This is a genomic window from Pseudomonas sp. BIGb0176 (assembly GCF_024810175.1).
Lineage (GTDB): Bacteria > Pseudomonadota > Gammaproteobacteria > Pseudomonadales > Pseudomonadaceae > Aquipseudomonas > Aquipseudomonas protegens.
Window position 1 is genome coordinate 81,563 of the sequence record NZ_JANUEC010000007.1, and the last position, 17,540, is coordinate 99,102.

Below are 17,540 nucleotides of genomic sequence, written 5' to 3' on the forward strand. Positions count from 1 at the left end.
ATGCTCCACGTGCTGTTCAGCGTTTACCTGAAGATGCTGGTGCTCTACAGCCCCTTCTTCGTGCTCTCGTGCTTCATCAGCCTGACCCGCGGCTATTCGCTCAAGGAGCGCCGGCGCCTGGCCTGGAAAGTGGCCCTGGCGACCCTGGTCTCCAGCATCCTGCTGTACCTGTTCGGCCGGGTGATCTTCGGCGTGTTCGGCATCACCGTGGACGCTTTCCGCATCGGCGCCGGCAGCGTGCTGTTCATCTCTGCCCTGGGCATGGCCCAGGGCAAATCGGCGGTGCAGACCGACAACGTGCAGCAGGACGTGACCATAGTCCCGCTGACCATTCCCCTGACCGTGGGCCCGGGCACCATCGGCGCCCTGCTGGTAATGGGCGTCAGCCAGCCGCACTGGGACGACAAGCTCACCGCCATCCTCAGCATCGCCCTGGCCAGCCTCACCGTCGGGGTGGTGCTGTACCTGTCCAACCGCATCGAACGCATCCTCGGCGACCAGGGCTTGCAGATAGTCAGCCGGTTGATGGGGCTGTTCGTCTGCGCCCTGGCGGCGCAGATCATCTTCACCGGGGTCAGGGGCTACCTGGTCCCTTAGGGCCCCGGCCACCCTCCAATCAAGCGACAGGCAACGGAATGCAGACTCTTCAACGACCCACTGGCACGGGCCCCGTCGCCGCGCGCGCCCTGTGCCTTGCGCAGATCGGGCGCGGCCTGGCCTGCCTGCTGGCCGGGCTCCTGCTCATGCCCCTCCCGGCACTGGCTGGCGAATCGCCCCAGGCCAAGCTCGAGGCCTGGCTGAACAAGACCAGTGAATCCATTGAGCGCTTTGGCGACTTCAAGGTGTACCACCGTCGGGACGGCAGCAGCCCCCGGGAAATCACCTACAAGGGCCAGCTCTATCGGCCGCTGAACGCCTGGCAGATCACCGAGGTAAAACCCACCGGGGCGACCCGGGGCGGGCAACCGGTACTGCTGGCCACCACCATCGAATGGATGGGCGTCGGCACGGTGCTGATCGCCGTGCAGAACGACACGCCCCTGGCCCGCATCCTCAGCCCGGTCAAGAGCAAGAGCGAACCCGACTGGGGCCAGCCGCAACCCGGACGCAGCGACCTGCTGCTGTTTCCCGAGGGCGCGCGGGCCCTGGTGCCCTCCACCGGGCAAGTGCTGTGGTTCGACGAGCGGCTGCCCGGCTGGGGGTTCTCCCACTACGCCATGCTGGTGTCGGTGTCGCCGGACAACAGCAGTGCTGCGTTCCTCGGCAAGGAAGGGCTGCTGCTCAGTTCGGCGGAGCAGGGCGTGTATGCCCAGTTGCCGATCAGCAAGGAGCTGAACCTGAGCCAGCTCTGGCCCCTGTTCAACCAAGCCGGCGACCGCGCGCGAAAGGCCCTGGACGAAGGCCGGCGCATTGACCAGAGCCGCCTGCATCACGCCTTGCAGGTGGACTGGGTCGGCCGCCAGTTCAGCTGGCAGCAGGTGCAGGGAAGCTGGCAGCTCAAGGGGCTGGGCCTGAACTCCAGCCCGCTGAAGAAGGAGCATTGAGTGATGACCGTTCTACGTCCATGGCCCGCCCGACAGCTGCTGCAACTGACTACGGCCATGGTGCTGGCCGGTTGCGCCAGCCATGGCAGCGAGCAACCCAGCGATATACGCACCGAGCACGCCAAGGCCTCAGACGCGGTGCTGGAGCTTGAAGTCAGCTTCGCCAAAGCGCCGGACTACAAGCCTGAAACCCGCGGCCCCTATGCATCCAGCCAGTACGTGAAGATCGAGGGCGCACCGGCCCTGGAGATACCCTTCTACCAAAAAGGTATCGGCTTCGAACTGGGCGTGGTGGGTGACCCGCGGGCGCTGCTGGCCCTGCCCTACCCTTCGCCCAAGGCCGACTCATCGAGCAAGAACCTGCGGGTCATCGGCCAACGCCTGGACAGCACCCGCTACCGTTTTGTAGTGCTGCCGCTGTCGGGCTGGAACAGCCTCGACAGCTTCGAGGTGGCCTTCGCCCACAACGACCGGCGCGAGGCCATGACCTTCACCTACAGCACGCAAGTGGCCTGCAACAGCAGCTTTGCGGTGACCACGCCGACCTACGGTTTCGCGATGTCGGTGGAGGCGCGCTTTCCCAAGGGCGTCCAGGGTTGCCTCAAGGCCTGTGATGCACGCCCCGAGTACGCCGGGCAATGCGCCTACAACTCCGGTTTTCGCCAGGTCTCGAACCTGTAGACCCCCCCTTCCAGCAGGAGCAGGAACCACCCAATGCCCTACAGCGCCGATGCCGCTTTCATTCAGGAACAATGGCTGGGCGGGTGTTTCCCCCGGGAAAACACCCTGGTCCTCGGCAGCGGATTCTACTGCCTGTTCGACCTGCCCTATGAACATCCCCGGCTGATCAACAACGTCTGGATGCCGGCCCTGGACTATCCCCAACAGGATGAGCCTGACTTCGTCACCACCCTGGGCTTGTGCACCGACGGTCCACAGTCGTTCTATGCCCGGGGTGGGGAGACGGCAGGCTACGGCGGCGATGGCTTCCTGGCCTTGCAGGAAAAAGGCTCGGATGCACTGATCTGGCTGATTGCCCTGCGGGACACCAACCCCTTCAACCGGGTAGAGATCCAGGACCAGTACCTCCATGGCGAATCGACCTCCGGGGTCAGGGTACGAATACCCATTCAGCGCCCTGACCAATTGACCCTGACCTGGCCCTGAACCGCCCCCTCGAAAAGCCGAGCCCCCATGGAAAAACTCACCGCCAACGCAGCCATCGACCTTCTGAGCCGCCACAGGTTGCCCGGCCTCGACGCCGCCGCGCGCTTCTCCCACCTCCTGAACTGGTGGGGAATAGACAGCGACGACCTTGAATTCGCGGCACTTGCACCCAGCCTGCAACAACAGATCCTGACCCAACCGGAGCCCCCGCAAGAGGTGCAAGACCCACGCTACGACGCGCTGCTGCTGATCGCCCTGCGCGCCGAATATCGCGGCGTGACCCACCTGTACCTGAGGCGCTGCCTGCGTGAAGCCGGGCTGGGTGACTACACCGTCAGCGCGAACATCGAGTGCCTGGAGGCCTGCCCCTGCTGCGGCTACCTGACCCTGGGCGCACGAGGCGAATACGAGATCTGCGACCTGTGCCACTGGGAAGACGACGGCAGCGAAGCGCTGGATGTGCCGAGCGGGCCGAACCATAAAACCCTGGGCCAGGCCCGGGAACAATTCACCCGCGACATGAACCATCTGCCGCTGGACAAATGTCCACGCGCCACCGAGTACCCGGCATGATTCCAGCGCCACTGATTGCCCTGATCGAAGCCCAGCCCCGCTACCGCCCGCTTCCTGAAAGCGCCGAGGTCACCCTGGCGCTGGAAACCCTGGGCATTGCCCCGGACAGCGAGTTCGCACAGATCTACCTGGCCTGCCACCCCGCCGATTTCAGCAGCCGCGTCAGCGACGAAGTGCTCCTCGACATTGCCGGGCCCGGCGAGGAAGTTCGCATGGGCACCGAGTTCATCCATGAGGTCTGGGAGCTGCCAGAGAACTTTGTGGCCTTCACCTCATTGCAAGGCGAAGGCGGCTACTTGCTGGACAAGGACAGCGGCGGCGTCTGGGATTTCGACCTGGGCGACTGGGAAGCTTTCGTCGCCGGCCGCATCCCCGCCAGATGGGCCGGCTTCTTCGAATTCATCACCTGGCTGCTGACCGCCGAACCCAGCGACTCGTAGGAGCCGGCTTGCCGGCTCCTACAGGGGTTTATTGCCGTACCAGCGCGGGGTGTACACCCAGTCGCCGCCCCCGGCCCGGGGGAAGACGCAGGTGGTGGAGGAGCCCACCAGCACCATGGTGCGCATGTCCACCTGCTCCGGGGTCAGCTCGCCCAGGGTGATGACCCGCAGGGTCTGGCCCGGGCGGCCAATGTCGCGCCCCAATACCACAGGGGTTTGCGGCGTACGGTGCTGGCGCACGATCTCCAGGGCCCGGCCCAGTTGCCAGGGCCGCGAGCGGGAAATCGGGTTGTAGAAGGCCAGGGCCAGATCCGCCTGGGAGGCGAGGTCCAGGCGCTTCTCGATGATGTCCCAGGGCTTGAGGTTGTCCGACAGCGACAGCACGCAGAAATCATGGCCCAGGGGGGCACCGGCCTGGGCTGCGGTGGCCAGGGAGGCGGAGACGCCCGGGAGGATCTCCAGATCGACGCTGTGCCAGGCCGGGTCGCTGGATTCGTGCAGGGCTTCGAGCACCGCCGCGGCCATGGCGAACACTCCCGGGTCGCCGGACGACACCACCACCACCGAACGGCCCTGGGCCGCCAGCTCGAAGGCGTGACGGGCGCGCTGCATCTCTTCGCGGTTATCGGTGCAGTGCATCACCTGGTCGGCGCGAAACGGACCGGCCATGCGCACGTAGGTTTCATAACCGAGAATGTCGTTGGCCCGGGCCAGTTCGGCTTTCACTGCCGGCACCATCAGCTCGGCGGCGCCAGGGCCGAGGCCGATCACGGCAAGGCGCCCACGGGGGCGGCCAATCTGCTCCGGGTCCAGGGGCTGGCTGGCCACAGCAATGGCGATGTCCTCGCCCACCTTCAGCGGCGGCAGCAATTGCGGCACGGCCTGTTGCGCCAGTTCGGCGACACTGTCGGCGGCCGGCAGGAAGCGCAGCGGTACGCCCAGTTGCGCTGCTGCCTGGTGCAGGGCACGGTCGGCCATGTCGCGGTCGGCGGCCAGCAGGCACGCCACTGACTGCACCGCGATGCGCGCCTGATGCAGGGCCTGGCGGATGTGCGTGGCCAGGTCGATATCAGCGTCGCCGGCCAGCCGCTGCCCACGGCAGGCAACCAGCACGCTGCGGGGGTAGATCAGCAGCTCATTGGCCACGGGCTCGCGCTCGGCTGAACCGACCCGGATGGTCAGGCGGGCCTGGTCGTCCTCGGGCAGCTTCGCTGCGGCCAGCCAGGGTGCTGCGCCTTCGATGCGCACGCTTTCGCCACCCAGCAGGTCGGAGACGAACCGCTTGCCCAGCTCCAGGTCGCCCAGCGCATAACCGCTGGGCGGGTTGAGCAGGCAGGTGCCGAAGCGCAATTCACCACTGGTGGTAATGGCCGCCACCACGCCAAGGCCGGCGGCGATTTCCCGGGCCATGAGATTGACCCCGCCCAGGCCACCCAGCAGCGGCACCACGGCGCTGCCGTCTTCGGCCACCGCCAGCACCGGCGGCTCGGCGCCCTTTTCCAGCAGCAGCGGCGCCAGGGTGCGGATCACGATGCCCGCTGCGCACAGCGCGATGATGGGCGTGTCCTGCTGATAGAGCTGGCGCAGGGTCGCGCCGAATTCGTGGTAGACCCGGTCGGCGCCTTCGACCCGTTCCGCCAGACCGTGGATCAACGAGTCGGGATACAGCCGCTGGATCTGCCGTGCGGTGTCGAGGCTGCCTTGGCCAAGGATGACGATGGCCGGAGTTGAACGGGCCATCAGCCTTGCCACCTTTCGCCGGGAACGATGATCAGCGAGAAGTACGGCGAGGACATCGGCTCCACGTCATCCAGCGGCACGATCTTCTGGTTGGCCATGGTGGCGCGCTCGACGTACAGCGCACGCCGCGCCAGCCCCAGTTCTTCCAGGACCTGGCGCACCTTGGGGAAGTTGCGCCCCAGCTTCATCACCACCGCCGCATCGGCGTCCGCCAGGCGACGCTTGAGTTCCTCATGGGGCAGCACCCCGGAAAGCACCGACAGGCTCTGGTTGCGATACACCAACGGCGCGCCCAGCACCGAAGCGCCGCCCAGCATCGAGCACACCCCCGGCACCACTTCGGCCTGGTAACGCTCGGCCAGCCGGTCGTGCAGGTACATGTAGGAGCCGTAGAAGAACGGGTCGCCTTCGCAGATCACCGCCACGTCGCGGCCGGCGTCCAGGTGCTGCGCCAGCTCCTGGCTGGCGCTGTCGTAGAAGTCGCTGATCACTTGTTCGTAGGACAGCGGCGCCGGCAGCACCTCGGTGGTGACCGGGTACACCAGGGGCAGCAGGGTCTGGGCCTGTTGCAGATGCCCTTCGATGATGCCGAAGGCATTGCCCTTCTTGCCCTTGGCCACGAAGTAGGCCACCACCGGTGATTCGCGCAGCAGGCGCAGGGCCTTCAGGGTAATCAGTTCCGGGTCACCGGGGCCCACGCCAAGGCCGATCAAACGTCCGGGCTGCTGCATCATTCGACCTCCGTGGCCAGGGCATTGACCGCAGCCGCCGCCATGGCGCTGCCGCCCAGGCGGCCCTGCATGATCACGAAGGGCACCCCGCGGCTGTCGGCGGCGAGCATCGCCTTGGATTCGGCGGCGCCGACGAAGCCCACCGGGAAGCCGAGGATCAGCGCCGGTTTCGGCGCGCCCGCATCGAGCATTTCCAGCAGGTAGAACAAGGCCGTGGGCGCGTTGCCGATCACCACCACGCTGCCTTCCAGGTGCGGGCGCCACAGCTCCAGGGCCGCAGCGGAACGGGTGTTGCCCAGCTCCCGGGCCAGCGCTGGCACGCTGTCGTCGCGCAGGGTGCAGATCACCTGGTTGTTGGCCGGCAAGCGGGCCCGGGTAATACCCTCGGAAACCATGCGCGCATCGCAGAGAATCGGTGCACCGGCCGCCAGGGCATCGCGCCCGGCCTTGCCGGCGCCCTCGGAAAACTGCAGGCCATCGACGGCCTCGACCATGCCGCAGGCATGGATCACCCGCACGGCGAGTTTCTCCAGGTCGGCGGGAATGCGCTCCAGCCGGGCTTCTTCGCGAATGATCGCGAAGGAGTTGCGATAGATCTCCTGACCGTCGCGGATGTAATCAAGCATCAAGGTTGCTCCGTGGGCGGGCATCGAGCAATGCCTCTGCCGCTTCAATAGAAAGGTTGCGTGCGTGCAGCGTGCCGAAACCCGGCTGCGTTGCATCGCGCAAATACAAGTCATAGCGCCCTGGGGCCACCGCCAGCAGGGTGGCCGGCGCCACATGAGCGGCGGCGCAGGAACGCGGGCAGGCGGACAGGTGCACATCCAGTTGGCGGGCATGGCGCTGGAGCAGTCCTGCCAGTTGCAGGGCGTCGCTTTTGGTGTCGGCCAGGGCCTTGCCGCAACCACTGGAACCGGTGCAGGCAATCAAGTGAGCCAAGGCCTGTTGCGGGCTGCACAGCAGGCCCAGTTGTTCCAGGGCTGCAGTGGCCGCCGGCGCATCCGCCGCGGCGATCGAGGGCAGCAGCAGGCTCTGCCAGGGGGTCAGGCGCAGGCTGGCGTCGCCGTACTGTCGGGCCAATTGCGCCGCGCCCTTGAGCATGGCCGGATCGAGCCGCCCCAGGGGCGTGCCCGCGCCAACATAGACCTGCCCGGGCGCAGCCTGTGGATAAGTACCGATGTGCAGCCCGGCGTCACTGGCCTGGCGCCGCCAGCCACCGATATTCAACAGCGGCCGGCTCAGGCGGGGCTCCAGTTGAGCGAGGAAATCCTCCCGCGACATGTCCATCAGCAGGTGACGCATGCGCGTCTGTTCCGGCCGCGCCAGGTCGAGAAACAGCTCCAGCACGGCCACCAGCAGCTCGTGGCCCTGGTCCTGCGCCACCGCCGCCAGGGGTTCATCCACCGGGCAGCCAGCCAGGCCGAACGCCAGCAGCCCCTGGCCGTCGCGCTCAAGGGCCGACAGCCACAGGTCATGGTGATGTTCGAGCATGGCCAGGGCTTCGCCACCGTCGAGCTGTACGGCGAACTTGGCCGACAGTTGGTGAAAGCGCGGATGGCCCTGCAAGGTGTCGAGAATCTGCGCGGCCAGGGGCCGCGTATCCATCAAGCACTGCCGATCGATCCCGGCGCAGGGGCTGAGCATCAGGTTGCGCACATCGTCACCGGCGGCAGTAGTCGGCCCAAGCCCGGCAGCCAGCAGTGCGGCGATCAGTGCCTGATGCTCCGGGCCGATGCCGCGAATCTGCAGGTTGGCGCGGTTGGTGGCCTCGATCACGCCACCGGCGTAAGCCTGCGCCGCCTCGGCCACTGCCACAGCCTGCTCCGCGCTGATGACGCCGCCAGCCAGCTTGATCCGGCAGATGCCACCGTCCAGCGCCGGGACGATGCGCAGCAACCCCGGGCAGGCCGAGGGGCGGATGGCAGTGGACATCGAGCGTTCGTTCAAGGGGTGACCGGCCGTGTGGGAAAAGCGCTTCGTCAGCGAAGGCGCGGTATTATGCCTGCTTTGTCCGAAGGCATGAAAAGCCTGCCTGTCGGAACAACAGGTTTTGCGTTCGAGGAATAGAGATGTCGCCCTGGCTGACAGTAGTGGGAATCGGTGAAGACGGCTTCAAGGGCCTTGGCAGAAATGCCCGGCACGCCCTGCTGGGCGCATCAAAGATCGTCGGCGCCCAACGCCAGCTGGACCTGCTGCCACCCTGCATCCGTGGCCAGCGCCAGCTGTGGCCCAGCCCGTTTTCCCTGGAGCCGGTGCTGAGCCAGCGTGGTGCTGCAGTCTGCGTCCTGGCCAGCGGTGACCCCATGCTGTTCGGCGTTGGCGCCAGCCTGGCGCGGCAGCTGCCCGCAGAGGAAATCCAGGTACTGTCCTTTCCTTCGTCCTATTCCCTGGCGGCTGCGCGCCTGGGCTGGCCTTTGCAGGAGGTGATCACGCTCTCTGTGGTCGCGCGGCCGATCAGCGCACTCAGCGCCCAACTGTCCGGCGGGGTACGCCTGCTGGTGCTGAGCAATGACGGCCACAGCCCGGCCGCCATCGCCGGCCTGCTGCGCGAGCGCGGTTTCGGCCCGAGCCGGATCAGCGTGCTGGAACACCTGGGCGGCCCCCTGGAGCGGCGCATCGACGGCACCGCCAATGACTGGGCCGACCCGGCAATCGCCGACCTCAACCTGCTGGCCATCGAATGCCTCGCCGAAGCCAGCACCCCGCGCCTGTCGCGGCTCGCCGGCCTGCCGGACTCGGCCTTTCGCCACGACGGCCAGTTGACCAAGCGCGACGTGCGGGCCATGACCCTGGCGCGCCTGGCACCGGTGCCCGGCGAGCTGCTCTGGGACGTGGGTGCCGGCAGCGGCTCCATCGGCATCGAGTGGATGCGTACCCACCCCAGCTGCCGCGCCCTAGCCATCGAGGCCGACGACGGCCGCCAGCAATTGATCGAACACAACCGCGAGGTACTCGGCGTGCCCGGGCTGCAACTGATACGCGGCCGCGCGCCCCAGGCACTGGCCGGGCTGGAACGCCCGGATGCGATCTTCATCGGTGGCGGCGTGACCCGCGTAGGCGTGCTGCAGGCCTGCTGGGAACAACTCAAGCCCGGCGGGCGCCTGGTGGCCAATGCCGTGACCCTGCAAAGCGAAATGACCCTGATGGACTGGCGAGAACGCCACGGCGGCGAGCTGACCCGCATTCACATCGCCCAGGCCCAGCCACTGGGAGAGTTCGACACCTGGCGCCAGGCCCTGCCGATCACCCTGCTGGACCTGCACAAGCCCCGGGACCTGCCATGAACCTTGCAGGTGCGGGCTTGCTCGCGAATACGTCCGCCCAAGAGACCGAAGTACGCCCTTGGCGAGCAAGCTCGCCCCTTCGAGGGCTGGGACATGCGTGAAGAAACAGCGGAACAGCCCGCGCCCCTGCGCAGCGGCCTGACCACCGGCAGTTGCGCCACCGCCACCAGCCTGGCCGCCGCGCGCCTGCTGCTCGAGGGCAGCAATGCCGACGCGGTGCAGATCATCCTGCCCAAGGGCAAGCAGGTGCAGATGCGCCTGGAATTCTGCCGCCACACCGCCGACGGCGCCGAAGCCGGCACTATCAAGGACGCCGGCGACGATCCGGACGTGACCCACGGCGCCCTGCTGTACTCCCGGGTGCGCCTGACCCCTGAACCGGGCATTCGCTTCGTCGCCGGTCAGGGCGTCGGCACCGTGACCCGCCCCGGCCTGGTGCTGGCGGTGGGCGAGCCGGCGATCAATCCCGTACCGCGCCGGATGATCGGCGAGCACCTGCAACGGCTCGCCGAAGAACGGGCCTACCCCGGCGGTTTCGAGGTCACGGTGAACGTCGAGGGCGGAGCGGAACTGGCCCTGAAAACCATGAACCCGCGCCTGGGGATTCTTGGCGGGCTGTCGATCCTGGGCACCAGCGGCATCGTCCGGCCCTTCTCCTGCGCGGCCTACATCGCTTCGATCCATCAAGGCATCGACGTGGCCAAAACCAATGGCTACCTGCACATCGCCGCCTGCACCGGCAACGCCAGCGAAGACACCATGCGCCGGGTCTACGAGCTGCCGGAAATCGCCCTGATCGAAATGGGCGACTTCGTCGGCGCGGTGCTCAAGCACTTGCGCAAAGTACCGGTGGATAAACTCAGCCTGTGCGGCGGCTTCGGCAAGATCAGCAAGCTGGCCGCCGGGCACATGGACTTGCACAGCCGCCACTCCAGTATCGACCTGCCGCAACTGGCGCAATGGGCCGCCGATGCGGGGGCCGACCCAGCCCTGCAACAGGCGATCCGCCAAGCCAATACCAGCCAGCAGGCATTGGCCATGGCCAGCGCCGCCGGAGTCGCGCTGGGCGATGCGGTATGCCGGCACGCCCTGGATTTCGCCCGCAGCGTGGTGCCGCCCCAGGTCCAGGTAGAGGTCTTTGCCATCGACCGCCAGGGCGGCATCGTCGGCCACGCCGGAGGTTTCCAATGACCCGTATCCTGCTGCTGGGCGGGGTCACCGAGGCCCTGGCCATCGCCCGCACCCTGGGCCCGGAACATATCTACAGCCTGGCCGGGGTCGGCCGGGTGCCCGGTGACCTGCGGTGCCAGGTACGGGTCGGCGGCTACGGCGGCGCCGAGGGCCTGGCGCGCTTTATCCGCGAGCAGCGGATCGGCCTGCTGCTGGATGCCACCCACCCCTACGCAGCACAGATCAGCGCCAATGCCGTGGCCGCCGCGAAGAGCGCTGGCGTGCCCTGCTGGGCCTTGCGGCGCCCGGCCTGGCAGCCTCAACCGGGTGACGACTGGCGCGAGATCGACGGCTGGGCGCAACTGGTGGAGGCCCTGCGCCCCTTCAAGCGGCCACTGTTCACCCTGGGCCGCGAGCCCCTGCAGCACCTGGATGAAATTCCCCCCGGGCAATTCTGGACCCTGCGCGCCCTGGAGGCCTGCCCGGGCAACGAGCACTGCGAAGTCATAGGTGCCCGCGGGCCGTTCCTGATCGAAGACGAGCGGCAGTTGTTCGCCCGCCGGCAGATCGACGTGCTGATCAGCAAGAACAGTGGTAGCAGCGCCACCGAACCCAAGCTGGAAGTGGCCCGCGAGCGCGGGCTGCCGGTGCTGGTACTCAAGCGTCCGGACCTGCCCGAAACGGATCGCAATTTCAGCAGCACGGCCCAGTTGCTGCTGGCCCTGGGCTTGCCGGATAAAGCCTGACAGACAAAACCATCGCGCCCCACAGCAACATGGGAAACCCCTGGCAGCGCGCGCCAACTCCTTGCTTTAGCCTTCCTTGAACAGCCTCAGTGACGCCGGCGCCGGGCAGGACCGCCTGTCGCTTCACTGGGTTTTTCGCGGGCAAATGGGTTGCCGCGACGTATCCCAAGGAATACATTTTCCATGTTCGTTTTCGAGCAGACTCCTGAGTTCAGCCGCTGGCTGCTGAACCTGAAGGACCCGCAAGGGAAAACCCGTGTACTGGCCAGGATCCGCGCCGCACAGCTGGGCCGTTTTGGCGACTGCGAACCTGTGGGCGAAGGCGTCCACGAGATGCGCATCCACCGCGGTCCGGGTTACCGGGTGTACTTCTCGCGCCGCGGCAAAGTGATCTACCTGCTGTTGATCGGCGGCGACAAGGCCACCCAGAAACGCGATATCCAACGGGCCAGGCAACTGGCCTGCGACCTCAAGAGCGAGGGCTGAAACATGCGCACCCCAGTGACCCGCTTCGACGCGGCGGAGTACCTCAAGACCCCTGAAGACATGGTCGCCTACCTCAACGCCTGCTTCGAGGAAGACACCGGCGACGGCGTGCTGATCCGCGCCGCACTCAACGACATCGCCCGTGCCCGCGGCATGACCCAGGTCGCCCGTGACACCGGCCTGGGCCGCGAAAGCCTGTACAAGGCCCTCGGCAGCCAGGGCAACCCGGAGTTCGCGACTATCATCAAGGTGATGAAGGCCCTGGGGTTGAAGATCAACGTCAGCAACGCCTGAACCGCTCCTGCGACACCACACCGCACACGGTGTTTTTTTACTTATCCACAGCGATCAGGCTAAATACCCGCCTGATCGCTCAACCGACGGATCGCCCACCATGTCCCGACAACGGCTCGCATTTGCCTGGATCGCCTGCTTCGCAGTGCTGTTCAACATGCTTGCCATGCCGCTTTCCGGGGCCATGCAGCGCAGCGATTCGGGGCTGGACGAGCAACTGCTGTGGGGCAGCTTCTGCTCCTCCACCGGCACCAAGCTGGTGGCCATTTCCCTGGGCAAGCTCGATCAGCAAGCGCCGCAGAACGACGACCATTCCACCATGCAGCACTGCTGGTGCTGCTCCGGCTCGCCGCCGCTGGTGGCCTTGCCCGGGCACGTTCCCCAGCTGTCTTTCACCCGCTTCGCAGTCCAGCCGGGCGCACCGCAACCGCAGGTAGAACGGCTCACCCTGCGCCAGCAATGGCCCAGCCTGAACCCCGGTGCCCCGCCTCTGGCATGATTCCCTTTCGCAAGTGATCTGCGTCTTTGAATCGTTCTGGAGAACTCACATGTCCAAACCATCCCTGGTCAAGCAATCCCTGCTGCTGGCCGCACTGCTGCTGCCTGCCTGTTTCGCCACCGCCCACGACTACAAGGCCGGTGACCTGCAGATCGCCCATCCCTGGTCTCAGGAACTGCCGCCGAACGCGCCCACCGTGGCCGCGTACTTCGTGGTGCACAACCCGGGCAAGAACGCCGACACCCTGCTCAGCGTCGACTCGCCGATCGCCGGCAAGGCCGAGTTGCACGAGCACGTCAAGCAAGGCGACATGATGAAGATGCAACAAGTGGCCAAGGTAGCGGTGCCCGCAGGTGGCGAGGCGACCTTCGCCCCCATGGGCTACCACGTGATGTTGCTGGAGCTCAAGGACCGCAGCCTGCTCACCGACGGCAAGCGTTTTCCGCTGACCCTGCACTTTGAAAAAGCCGGTGACGTCACGGTCGAAGTGGCGGTGCAGAAGCAGGCGCCGGACGCCATGCAAGGGCATATGCACGCCCAGTAAGCACTGACCGGCCCTCTCCGTGAACGCCCCGCACGCGCCTGGCCGCAGGCGGTCCGTGCCGCGCCGCGACTCGTCTGGAGTCCGCCGCGGCAGCTGGATCAGCCTGTTCGCCATGCTGATGATCTTTATCGGCCCGCTGATTTCCCAGTCGATGCCGATGGATCACGCGATGCCGATGAACATGTCCGTTTCCATGGACATGGGCGACGCTGCGCCCGGCTGCCACGGTGAAGGCCCGCACCACGCACAGAAGGGCAGATCCCAGGGCGAAGAGCATGTGCTCTGGGAAAAATGCGGCTATTGCAGCCTGCTGTTCAATTGCCCGGCGCTGCCTTCGGCGCTGTCGTTCGCCGCTCTGTTCACGCCGCCCACACCGTATTTCCTGATCCCCGCCACGCGCCTGGGCCACGCCCGGCAGACCGTGTTCCCCGGCGCCCTGACCCGGGCCCCACCGTTCCTCGCCTGAGTCTTCAGCTCATCTCACACGGCCGGCTGTCAGCGCGACAGACGCGTACCTGCGGCCGCGTCATTCAAGACCGAACGATGGAACATCTATGTTTTCTGCCGACTCTCGCCTGGGCGTTGCCCAGCCACTCAAGACCTTCGCCCTGAACCCTGCGCGCCAGCACTTCAACCGCGCCCTCGCGGTCCTCTGCGGCGCTCTGCTGACGCCCCTGGCGCTGGCCGACGATGCCGCAACGGACCACTCCCGGCACAGCACCGAACTGAGCCCGACGGTGATCACCGCCATCGCCCCCAGCTCGCCCCTGACCGTGGTCACCAACCCCAAGGACCCGCGCCAGCCGGTGCCGGCCAGTGACGGCGGCGACTACCTCAAGACCATTCCCGGCTTTGCCCTGGTGCGCAACGGCGGCACCAACGGCGACCCGGTGCTGCGGGGCATGTTCGGCTCGCGGCTGAACATCCTCACCAACGGCGGCATGATGCTCGGCGCCTGCCCGGGCCGCATGGACGCGCCGACCTCTTATATCTCTCCGGAAACCTACGACCGGCTGACCGTGATCAAGGGCCCGCAGACCGTGCTCTGGGGCCCGGGCGCCTCGGCCGGCACGGTGCTTTTCGAGCGCGAACCGGAACATTTCGGCGAACTCGGCACCCGGGTCAATGCCAGCCTGCTGGCCGGCTCCAACGGGCGCTTCGACAAGACCCTGGATGCCGCTGCCGGTGGCCCCCTGGGTTATGTGCGGGTGATCGGCAACACCGCCCACGCCGACGACTACCGCGACGGCAACAATGACACCGTGGCCTCGCGCTATGACAAGTGGAACGGTGACGTGGCCCTGGGCTGGACCCCGGACGCCGACACCCTACTGGAACTCACCGCCGGCAAGGGCGATGGCGAAGCCCGCTACGCCGGGCGCGGCATGGACGGCTCGCAGTTCAAGCGCGAAAGCCTGGGCCTGCGTTTCGAGAAGTCCAACCTTGGCGAGGTGCTGGACAAGGTCGAGGCCCAGGTCTACTACAACTACGCCGACCACGTGATGGACAACTACAGCCTGCGCACCCCATCCGGCACCGGAATGATGGCCGGCCCCATGGCCTCCAACGTCGACCGTCGCACCCTCGGGGCGCGGATCAAGGCCACCTGGCGCTGGGCCGACCTGCAGTTGATCGGCGGCCTGGACGCCCAGACCAACGAACACCGCAACCGCGCCAGCAGCGGCGTCGACACCTACAAGGAGCTGCCTCGCACCAAGGACGCCGACTTCCACAACTACGGGGCCTTCGGCGAGCTGACCTGGTACGCCGCCGAGCGTGACCGCATGATCACCGGCGCGCGCCTGGACCGCGCCTCGGCCAAGGACTACCGACAAAGCATCGGCTCGGGAATGATGACCCGCTCCAACCCCACCGCCGGCGACACCCGGGCCGATACCCTGCCCAGCGGCTTCGTGCGCTACGAGCATGACCTGGCCGACAGCCCGACCACGCTCTACGTCGGCCTTGGCCACACCCAGCGCTTCCCCGACTACTGGGAGCTGTTCTCGCCGAAAATGGGCCCGGCCGGCTCGGTGAACGCCTTCGATTCGATCAAGCCGGAAAAGACCACCCAGCTCGACTTCGGCCTGCAATACCAGGGTGAAGACCTGGAAGCCTGGGCCTCGGGCTACATCGGCCAGGTGCGCGACTACATCCTCTTCGACTACAACTCGAAAATGATGGGCATGAGCACCTCTCGGGCCGAGAACATCGACGCCCGGATCATGGGCGGCGAACTGGGCGCGGCCTACAAGCTGACCTCCAACTGGAAAGCCGACGCGACCCTGGCCTACGCCTGGGGCAAGAACAGCAGCGACGGCAAGGCCCTGCCACAGATGCCGCCGCTGGACGCGCGCCTGGGCCTGACCTACAGCGAGGACGACTGGAGCGCCGGGGCCTTGTGGCGCGTGGTCGCCGCGCAGAACCGGGTGGACCTGAACAAGGGCAACGTGGTCGGCAAGGACTTCGGCAAGAGCGGCGGCTTCGGCGTGTTCTCCCTCAACGGCGCCTACCGGGTGACCAAGAACCTCAAGCTCAGCACCGGGGTCGACAACCTGTTCGGCAAGGCCTACGCCGAGCACCTGAACCTGGCGGGCAATGCCGGCTTCGGCTACCCGGCGACGGACCCGCAAGCCATCAAGGAACCGGGGCGCACGCTCTGGACCAAGGTTGACCTGAGTTTCTGATGCCCCTTCGCCGGCACGCCGTCTCCTTGTCGCAGGAGCCGGCTTGCCGGCGAACAGCCCCCATAAGAAAAGATCCACAGCCCTGCGGAGCCTTCCCCGATGAACCGACCCAAAGTGTCTTTCTACAACCTGGCCTGGCGCTGGCATTTCTACGCCGGGCTGTTCGTCGCCCCCTTCATGGTGATGCTGGCCCTGACCGGCATCGTCTACCTGTTCAAACCGCAGCTGGACCCGCTGATGTACCCCAGCCTGCTCAAGGTGCCTGCCGCCCACCACAGCCTCAGCGCCGATGAGCTGTTGCAACGGGTTCAGGCCGCCTACCCCCAGGGCCATATCAAGCAGTACCTGCCCCCAGTGGATGCCGAGCGCAGCGCGCAGTTCGTGGTGCAGCACAAAGGCCAGGAACTCAATGTATTCATCGACCCCTACCACGGCGACGTGCTCGGCGAGCAGGATGCCAAGGGCAACCTGCAGGCCATGGCCCGGGCCATTCATGGCGAGCTGATGATCGGCACCCCGGGTGACCGGCTGGTGGAACTGGCCGCGAGCTGGGGCATTGTCCTGGTGGTCTCGGGCCTGTACCTGTGGTGGCCGCGGGGCAAGTCTTCGGCCGGGGTACTCTGGCCACGCTGGAGTGCCCGCGGCCGCCTGTTCTGGCGTGACCTGCACGGTGTGCTGGGTTTCTGGGGCTCGGCCTTCCTGCTGCTGATGCTGCTCAGCGGCATGACCTGGACCGGCTTCTGGGGCAAGCAGTACGCCGACCTGTGGAACCGCTTTCCGGCGGCCATGTGGAACGACGTGCCGACCTCCGACCAGCAGGCCGGAGAGCTCAACAGCGCCAGCCGCCAGACCGTGCCCTGGGCCCTGGAAAACACCCCCATGCCGATGTCCGGCGACCACGCCGAGCACATGGCCCACAACGCCGGCAATACCGCTCCGGCCGTCCCCGCCATCAGCCTGCAGGCTGTGCAGGACATCGCCCGTCAGCGCCAGGTCGAAGCGGGCTACAGCATCACCCTGCCGAGCACGGCGACAGGGGTATTCACCATCGCCGTATTCGCCGACGACCCGCGCCACGACGCCACCCTGCACGTCGACCAGTACAGCGGCCAGGTGCTCGCCGATGTGCGCTGGAAGGACTACAGCAACGTGGCCCGGGCCACCGAGCTGGGAGTGATGCTGCACGAAGGCAAGATGTTCGGGCGCTTCAACCAGATCCTGGTGCTGGTGGTGTGCCTGATGATCCTGCTCGGCGCCGTGAGTGGTCTCATCATGTGGTGGCAACGACGGCCCCAGGGCCGGCTCGGCGTACCACCACTGCGCCACGACCTGCCACGCTGGAAGACCGCAATGCTGGTCATCGGCCTGCTGGCCCTGGCCTTCCCGCTGGTGGGGGCTTCGCTGGTCGTGGTCTGGCTGCTGGACCGCCTGCTGCTATCGCGCTGGAACCGTGATCCTGAATCAGCCTCATCTTCAACATGAATCAGCCGAGATGCGCGTTCCAGAGGGCTCTGTACACTCCGCGCGCTTCAGTCGCGCACAGTTATAATGTTACTTTATAACGCTTGGTGTAAGATCCCCGCCCGCAGCCTCATCCGCTGCGGGCAACCCTCTGGAAGAAGTGATTCACCGTCC

20 protein-coding genes are annotated in these 17,540 nt (G+C 66.6%); 16 read left to right on the forward strand and 4 right to left on the reverse strand.

Features of this window, described 5'->3' with window-relative positions:
• The 6 genes from M2395_RS30535 to M2395_RS30560 are packed head-to-tail and all read left to right on the forward strand — an operon-like array spanning position 1 to position 3,724.
• The gene (locus M2395_RS30535; RefSeq protein ID WP_011059033.1) at positions 1-597 is read left to right on the forward strand and encodes a MarC family protein; all 597 of its coding nucleotides are present in this window, start codon (positions 1-3) and stop codon (positions 595-597) included.
• 38 nt (positions 598-635) lie between these two features.
• Complete coding sequence (locus M2395_RS30540) at positions 636-1,544, forward strand: hypothetical protein (protein WP_123431183.1); 909 nt, start codon at positions 636-638, stop codon at positions 1,542-1,544.
• A 3-nt stretch (positions 1,545-1,547) separates the two neighbouring features.
• Entirely contained in the window at positions 1,548-2,225 is a 678-nt protein-coding gene (locus tag M2395_RS30545; protein WP_015633991.1) for a hypothetical protein, read from the forward strand.
• Between the two features lie 33 nt (positions 2,226-2,258).
• Complete coding sequence (locus tag M2395_RS30550; protein ID WP_072451995.1) at positions 2,259-2,711, forward strand: hypothetical protein; 453 nt, start codon at positions 2,259-2,261, stop codon at positions 2,709-2,711.
• A gap of 27 nt (positions 2,712-2,738) precedes the next feature.
• Positions 2,739-3,284 carry a CPCC family cysteine-rich protein gene (locus M2395_RS30555; RefSeq protein WP_123431184.1) on the forward strand — a complete coding sequence of 182 codons (546 nt, stop codon included), beginning with the start codon at positions 2,739-2,741 and terminating at the stop codon, positions 3,282-3,284.
• Entirely contained in the window at positions 3,281-3,724 is a 444-nt protein-coding gene (locus tag M2395_RS30560) for an SMI1/KNR4 family protein (protein ID WP_123431185.1), read from the forward strand. The genes M2395_RS30555 and M2395_RS30560 overlap by 4 nt, the downstream gene beginning before the upstream one ends.
• A gap of 18 nt (positions 3,725-3,742) precedes the next feature.
• On the opposite strand, the gene cobJ is transcribed toward M2395_RS30560, so the two are convergent.
• From cobJ to cobG, 4 genes are read right to left on the reverse strand one after another with little or no spacing between them, the layout of a single operon-like run.
• Positions 3,743-5,464: a precorrin-3B C(17)-methyltransferase gene (cobJ, locus tag M2395_RS30565; protein ID WP_053148851.1), complete on the reverse strand. Its 1,722-nt coding sequence runs from the start codon at positions 5,462-5,464 to the stop codon at positions 3,743-3,745.
• Positions 5,464-6,195 (reverse strand): precorrin-2 C(20)-methyltransferase, encoded by a 732-nt coding sequence (locus M2395_RS30570; protein ID WP_053156151.1) that lies wholly within the window; start codon positions 6,193-6,195, stop codon positions 5,464-5,466. Before M2395_RS30570 ends, cobJ begins: the two co-directional genes overlap by 1 nt.
• Complete coding sequence (locus M2395_RS30575; protein ID WP_011059025.1) at positions 6,195-6,821, reverse strand: precorrin-8X methylmutase; 627 nt, start codon at positions 6,819-6,821, stop codon at positions 6,195-6,197. Before M2395_RS30575 ends, M2395_RS30570 begins: the two co-directional genes overlap by 1 nt.
• Positions 6,814-8,127 (reverse strand): precorrin-3B synthase, encoded by a 1,314-nt coding sequence (gene cobG, locus M2395_RS30580; RefSeq protein WP_123431186.1) that lies wholly within the window; start codon positions 8,125-8,127, stop codon positions 6,814-6,816. The genes M2395_RS30575 and cobG overlap by 8 nt, the downstream gene beginning before the upstream one ends.
• Before the next feature lie 137 nt (positions 8,128-8,264).
• On the opposite strand from cobG, the gene M2395_RS30585 reads away from it, so the two are divergent.
• The 10 genes from M2395_RS30585 to M2395_RS30630 all read left to right on the forward strand — a co-directional run bounded on the left by M2395_RS30585 (position 8,265) and on the right by M2395_RS30630 (position 17,387).
• The gene (locus tag M2395_RS30585) at positions 8,265-9,479 is read left to right on the forward strand and encodes a bifunctional cobalt-precorrin-7 (C(5))-methyltransferase/cobalt-precorrin-6B (C(15))-methyltransferase (protein ID WP_053156141.1); all 1,215 of its coding nucleotides are present in this window, start codon (positions 8,265-8,267) and stop codon (positions 9,477-9,479) included.
• Positions 9,480-9,572: 93 nt separating this feature from the next.
• Entirely contained in the window at positions 9,573-10,670 is a 1,098-nt protein-coding gene (locus M2395_RS30590) for a cobalt-precorrin-5B (C(1))-methyltransferase (protein WP_053156138.1), read from the forward strand.
• The gene (locus tag M2395_RS30595) at positions 10,667-11,395 is read left to right on the forward strand and encodes a cobalt-precorrin-6A reductase (protein WP_011059022.1); all 729 of its coding nucleotides are present in this window, start codon (positions 10,667-10,669) and stop codon (positions 11,393-11,395) included. Before M2395_RS30590 ends, M2395_RS30595 begins: the two co-directional genes overlap by 4 nt.
• Positions 11,396-11,578: 183 nt before the next feature.
• Positions 11,579-11,881, forward strand: coding sequence for a type II toxin-antitoxin system RelE/ParE family toxin (locus tag M2395_RS30600; RefSeq protein WP_015633982.1), 303 nt, complete (start codon positions 11,579-11,581; stop codon positions 11,879-11,881).
• A 3-nt stretch (positions 11,882-11,884) separates the two neighbouring features.
• On the forward strand, positions 11,885-12,175 hold the full coding sequence (locus M2395_RS30605) for an addiction module antidote protein (protein ID WP_015633981.1): 291 nt from the start codon (positions 11,885-11,887) through the stop codon (positions 12,173-12,175).
• A 100-nt stretch (positions 12,176-12,275) separates the two neighbouring features.
• On the forward strand, positions 12,276-12,674 hold the full coding sequence (locus M2395_RS30610) for a DUF2946 domain-containing protein (protein WP_011059019.1): 399 nt from the start codon (positions 12,276-12,278) through the stop codon (positions 12,672-12,674).
• A gap of 49 nt (positions 12,675-12,723) precedes the next feature.
• Positions 12,724-13,218, forward strand: a complete 495-nt coding sequence (locus M2395_RS30615; RefSeq protein ID WP_011059018.1) for a copper chaperone PCu(A)C — start codon at positions 12,724-12,726, stop codon at positions 13,216-13,218.
• A 55-nt stretch (positions 13,219-13,273) separates the two neighbouring features.
• Positions 13,274-13,684, forward strand: coding sequence for a DUF2946 domain-containing protein (locus M2395_RS30620; protein WP_011059017.1), 411 nt, complete (start codon positions 13,274-13,276; stop codon positions 13,682-13,684).
• A gap of 88 nt (positions 13,685-13,772) precedes the next feature.
• Positions 13,773-15,905 carry a TonB-dependent copper receptor gene (locus M2395_RS30625; protein ID WP_015633979.1) on the forward strand — a complete coding sequence of 711 codons (2,133 nt, stop codon included), beginning with the start codon at positions 13,773-13,775 and terminating at the stop codon, positions 15,903-15,905.
• A gap of 99 nt (positions 15,906-16,004) precedes the next feature.
• Entirely contained in the window at positions 16,005-17,387 is a 1,383-nt protein-coding gene (locus M2395_RS30630) for a PepSY domain-containing protein (RefSeq protein ID WP_053148836.1), read from the forward strand.
• Positions 17,388-17,540 lie beyond the last annotated feature (153 nt).

Coding starts and splice junctions, on each gene's coding strand:
- cobJ (WP_053148851.1), bottom strand. CDS start 5,464: ATGGCCCGTTCAACTCCGGCCATCGTCATCCTTGGCCAAGGCAGCCTC.
- M2395_RS30540 (WP_123431183.1), top strand. CDS start 636: ATGCAGACTCTTCAACGACCCACTGGCACGGGCCCCGTCGCCGCGCGC.
- M2395_RS30570 (WP_053156151.1), bottom strand. CDS start 6,195: ATGCAGCAGCCCGGACGTTTGATCGGCCTTGGCGTGGGCCCCGGTGAC.
- M2395_RS30535 (WP_011059033.1), top strand. CDS start 1: ATGCTCCACGTGCTGTTCAGCGTTTACCTGAAGATGCTGGTGCTCTAC.
- M2395_RS30585 (WP_053156141.1), top strand. CDS start 8,265: ATGTCGCCCTGGCTGACAGTAGTGGGAATCGGTGAAGACGGCTTCAAG.
- M2395_RS30550 (WP_072451995.1), top strand. CDS start 2,259: ATGCCCTACAGCGCCGATGCCGCTTTCATTCAGGAACAATGGCTGGGC.
- cobG (WP_123431186.1), bottom strand. CDS start 8,127: ATGTCCACTGCCATCCGCCCCTCGGCCTGCCCGGGGTTGCTGCGCATC.
- M2395_RS30545 (WP_015633991.1), top strand. CDS start 1,548: ATGACCGTTCTACGTCCATGGCCCGCCCGACAGCTGCTGCAACTGACT.
- M2395_RS30605 (WP_015633981.1), top strand. CDS start 11,885: ATGCGCACCCCAGTGACCCGCTTCGACGCGGCGGAGTACCTCAAGACC.
- M2395_RS30595 (WP_011059022.1), top strand. CDS start 10,667: ATGACCCGTATCCTGCTGCTGGGCGGGGTCACCGAGGCCCTGGCCATC.
- M2395_RS30630 (WP_053148836.1), top strand. CDS start 16,005: ATGAACCGACCCAAAGTGTCTTTCTACAACCTGGCCTGGCGCTGGCAT.
- M2395_RS30560 (WP_123431185.1), top strand. CDS start 3,281: ATGATTCCAGCGCCACTGATTGCCCTGATCGAAGCCCAGCCCCGCTAC.
- M2395_RS30625 (WP_015633979.1), top strand. CDS start 13,773: ATGTTTTCTGCCGACTCTCGCCTGGGCGTTGCCCAGCCACTCAAGACC.
- M2395_RS30610 (WP_011059019.1), top strand. CDS start 12,276: ATGTCCCGACAACGGCTCGCATTTGCCTGGATCGCCTGCTTCGCAGTG.
- M2395_RS30615 (WP_011059018.1), top strand. CDS start 12,724: ATGTCCAAACCATCCCTGGTCAAGCAATCCCTGCTGCTGGCCGCACTG.
- M2395_RS30590 (WP_053156138.1), top strand. CDS start 9,573: ATGCGTGAAGAAACAGCGGAACAGCCCGCGCCCCTGCGCAGCGGCCTG.
- M2395_RS30600 (WP_015633982.1), top strand. CDS start 11,579: ATGTTCGTTTTCGAGCAGACTCCTGAGTTCAGCCGCTGGCTGCTGAAC.
- M2395_RS30575 (WP_011059025.1), bottom strand. CDS start 6,821: ATGCTTGATTACATCCGCGACGGTCAGGAGATCTATCGCAACTCCTTC.
- M2395_RS30555 (WP_123431184.1), top strand. CDS start 2,739: ATGGAAAAACTCACCGCCAACGCAGCCATCGACCTTCTGAGCCGCCAC.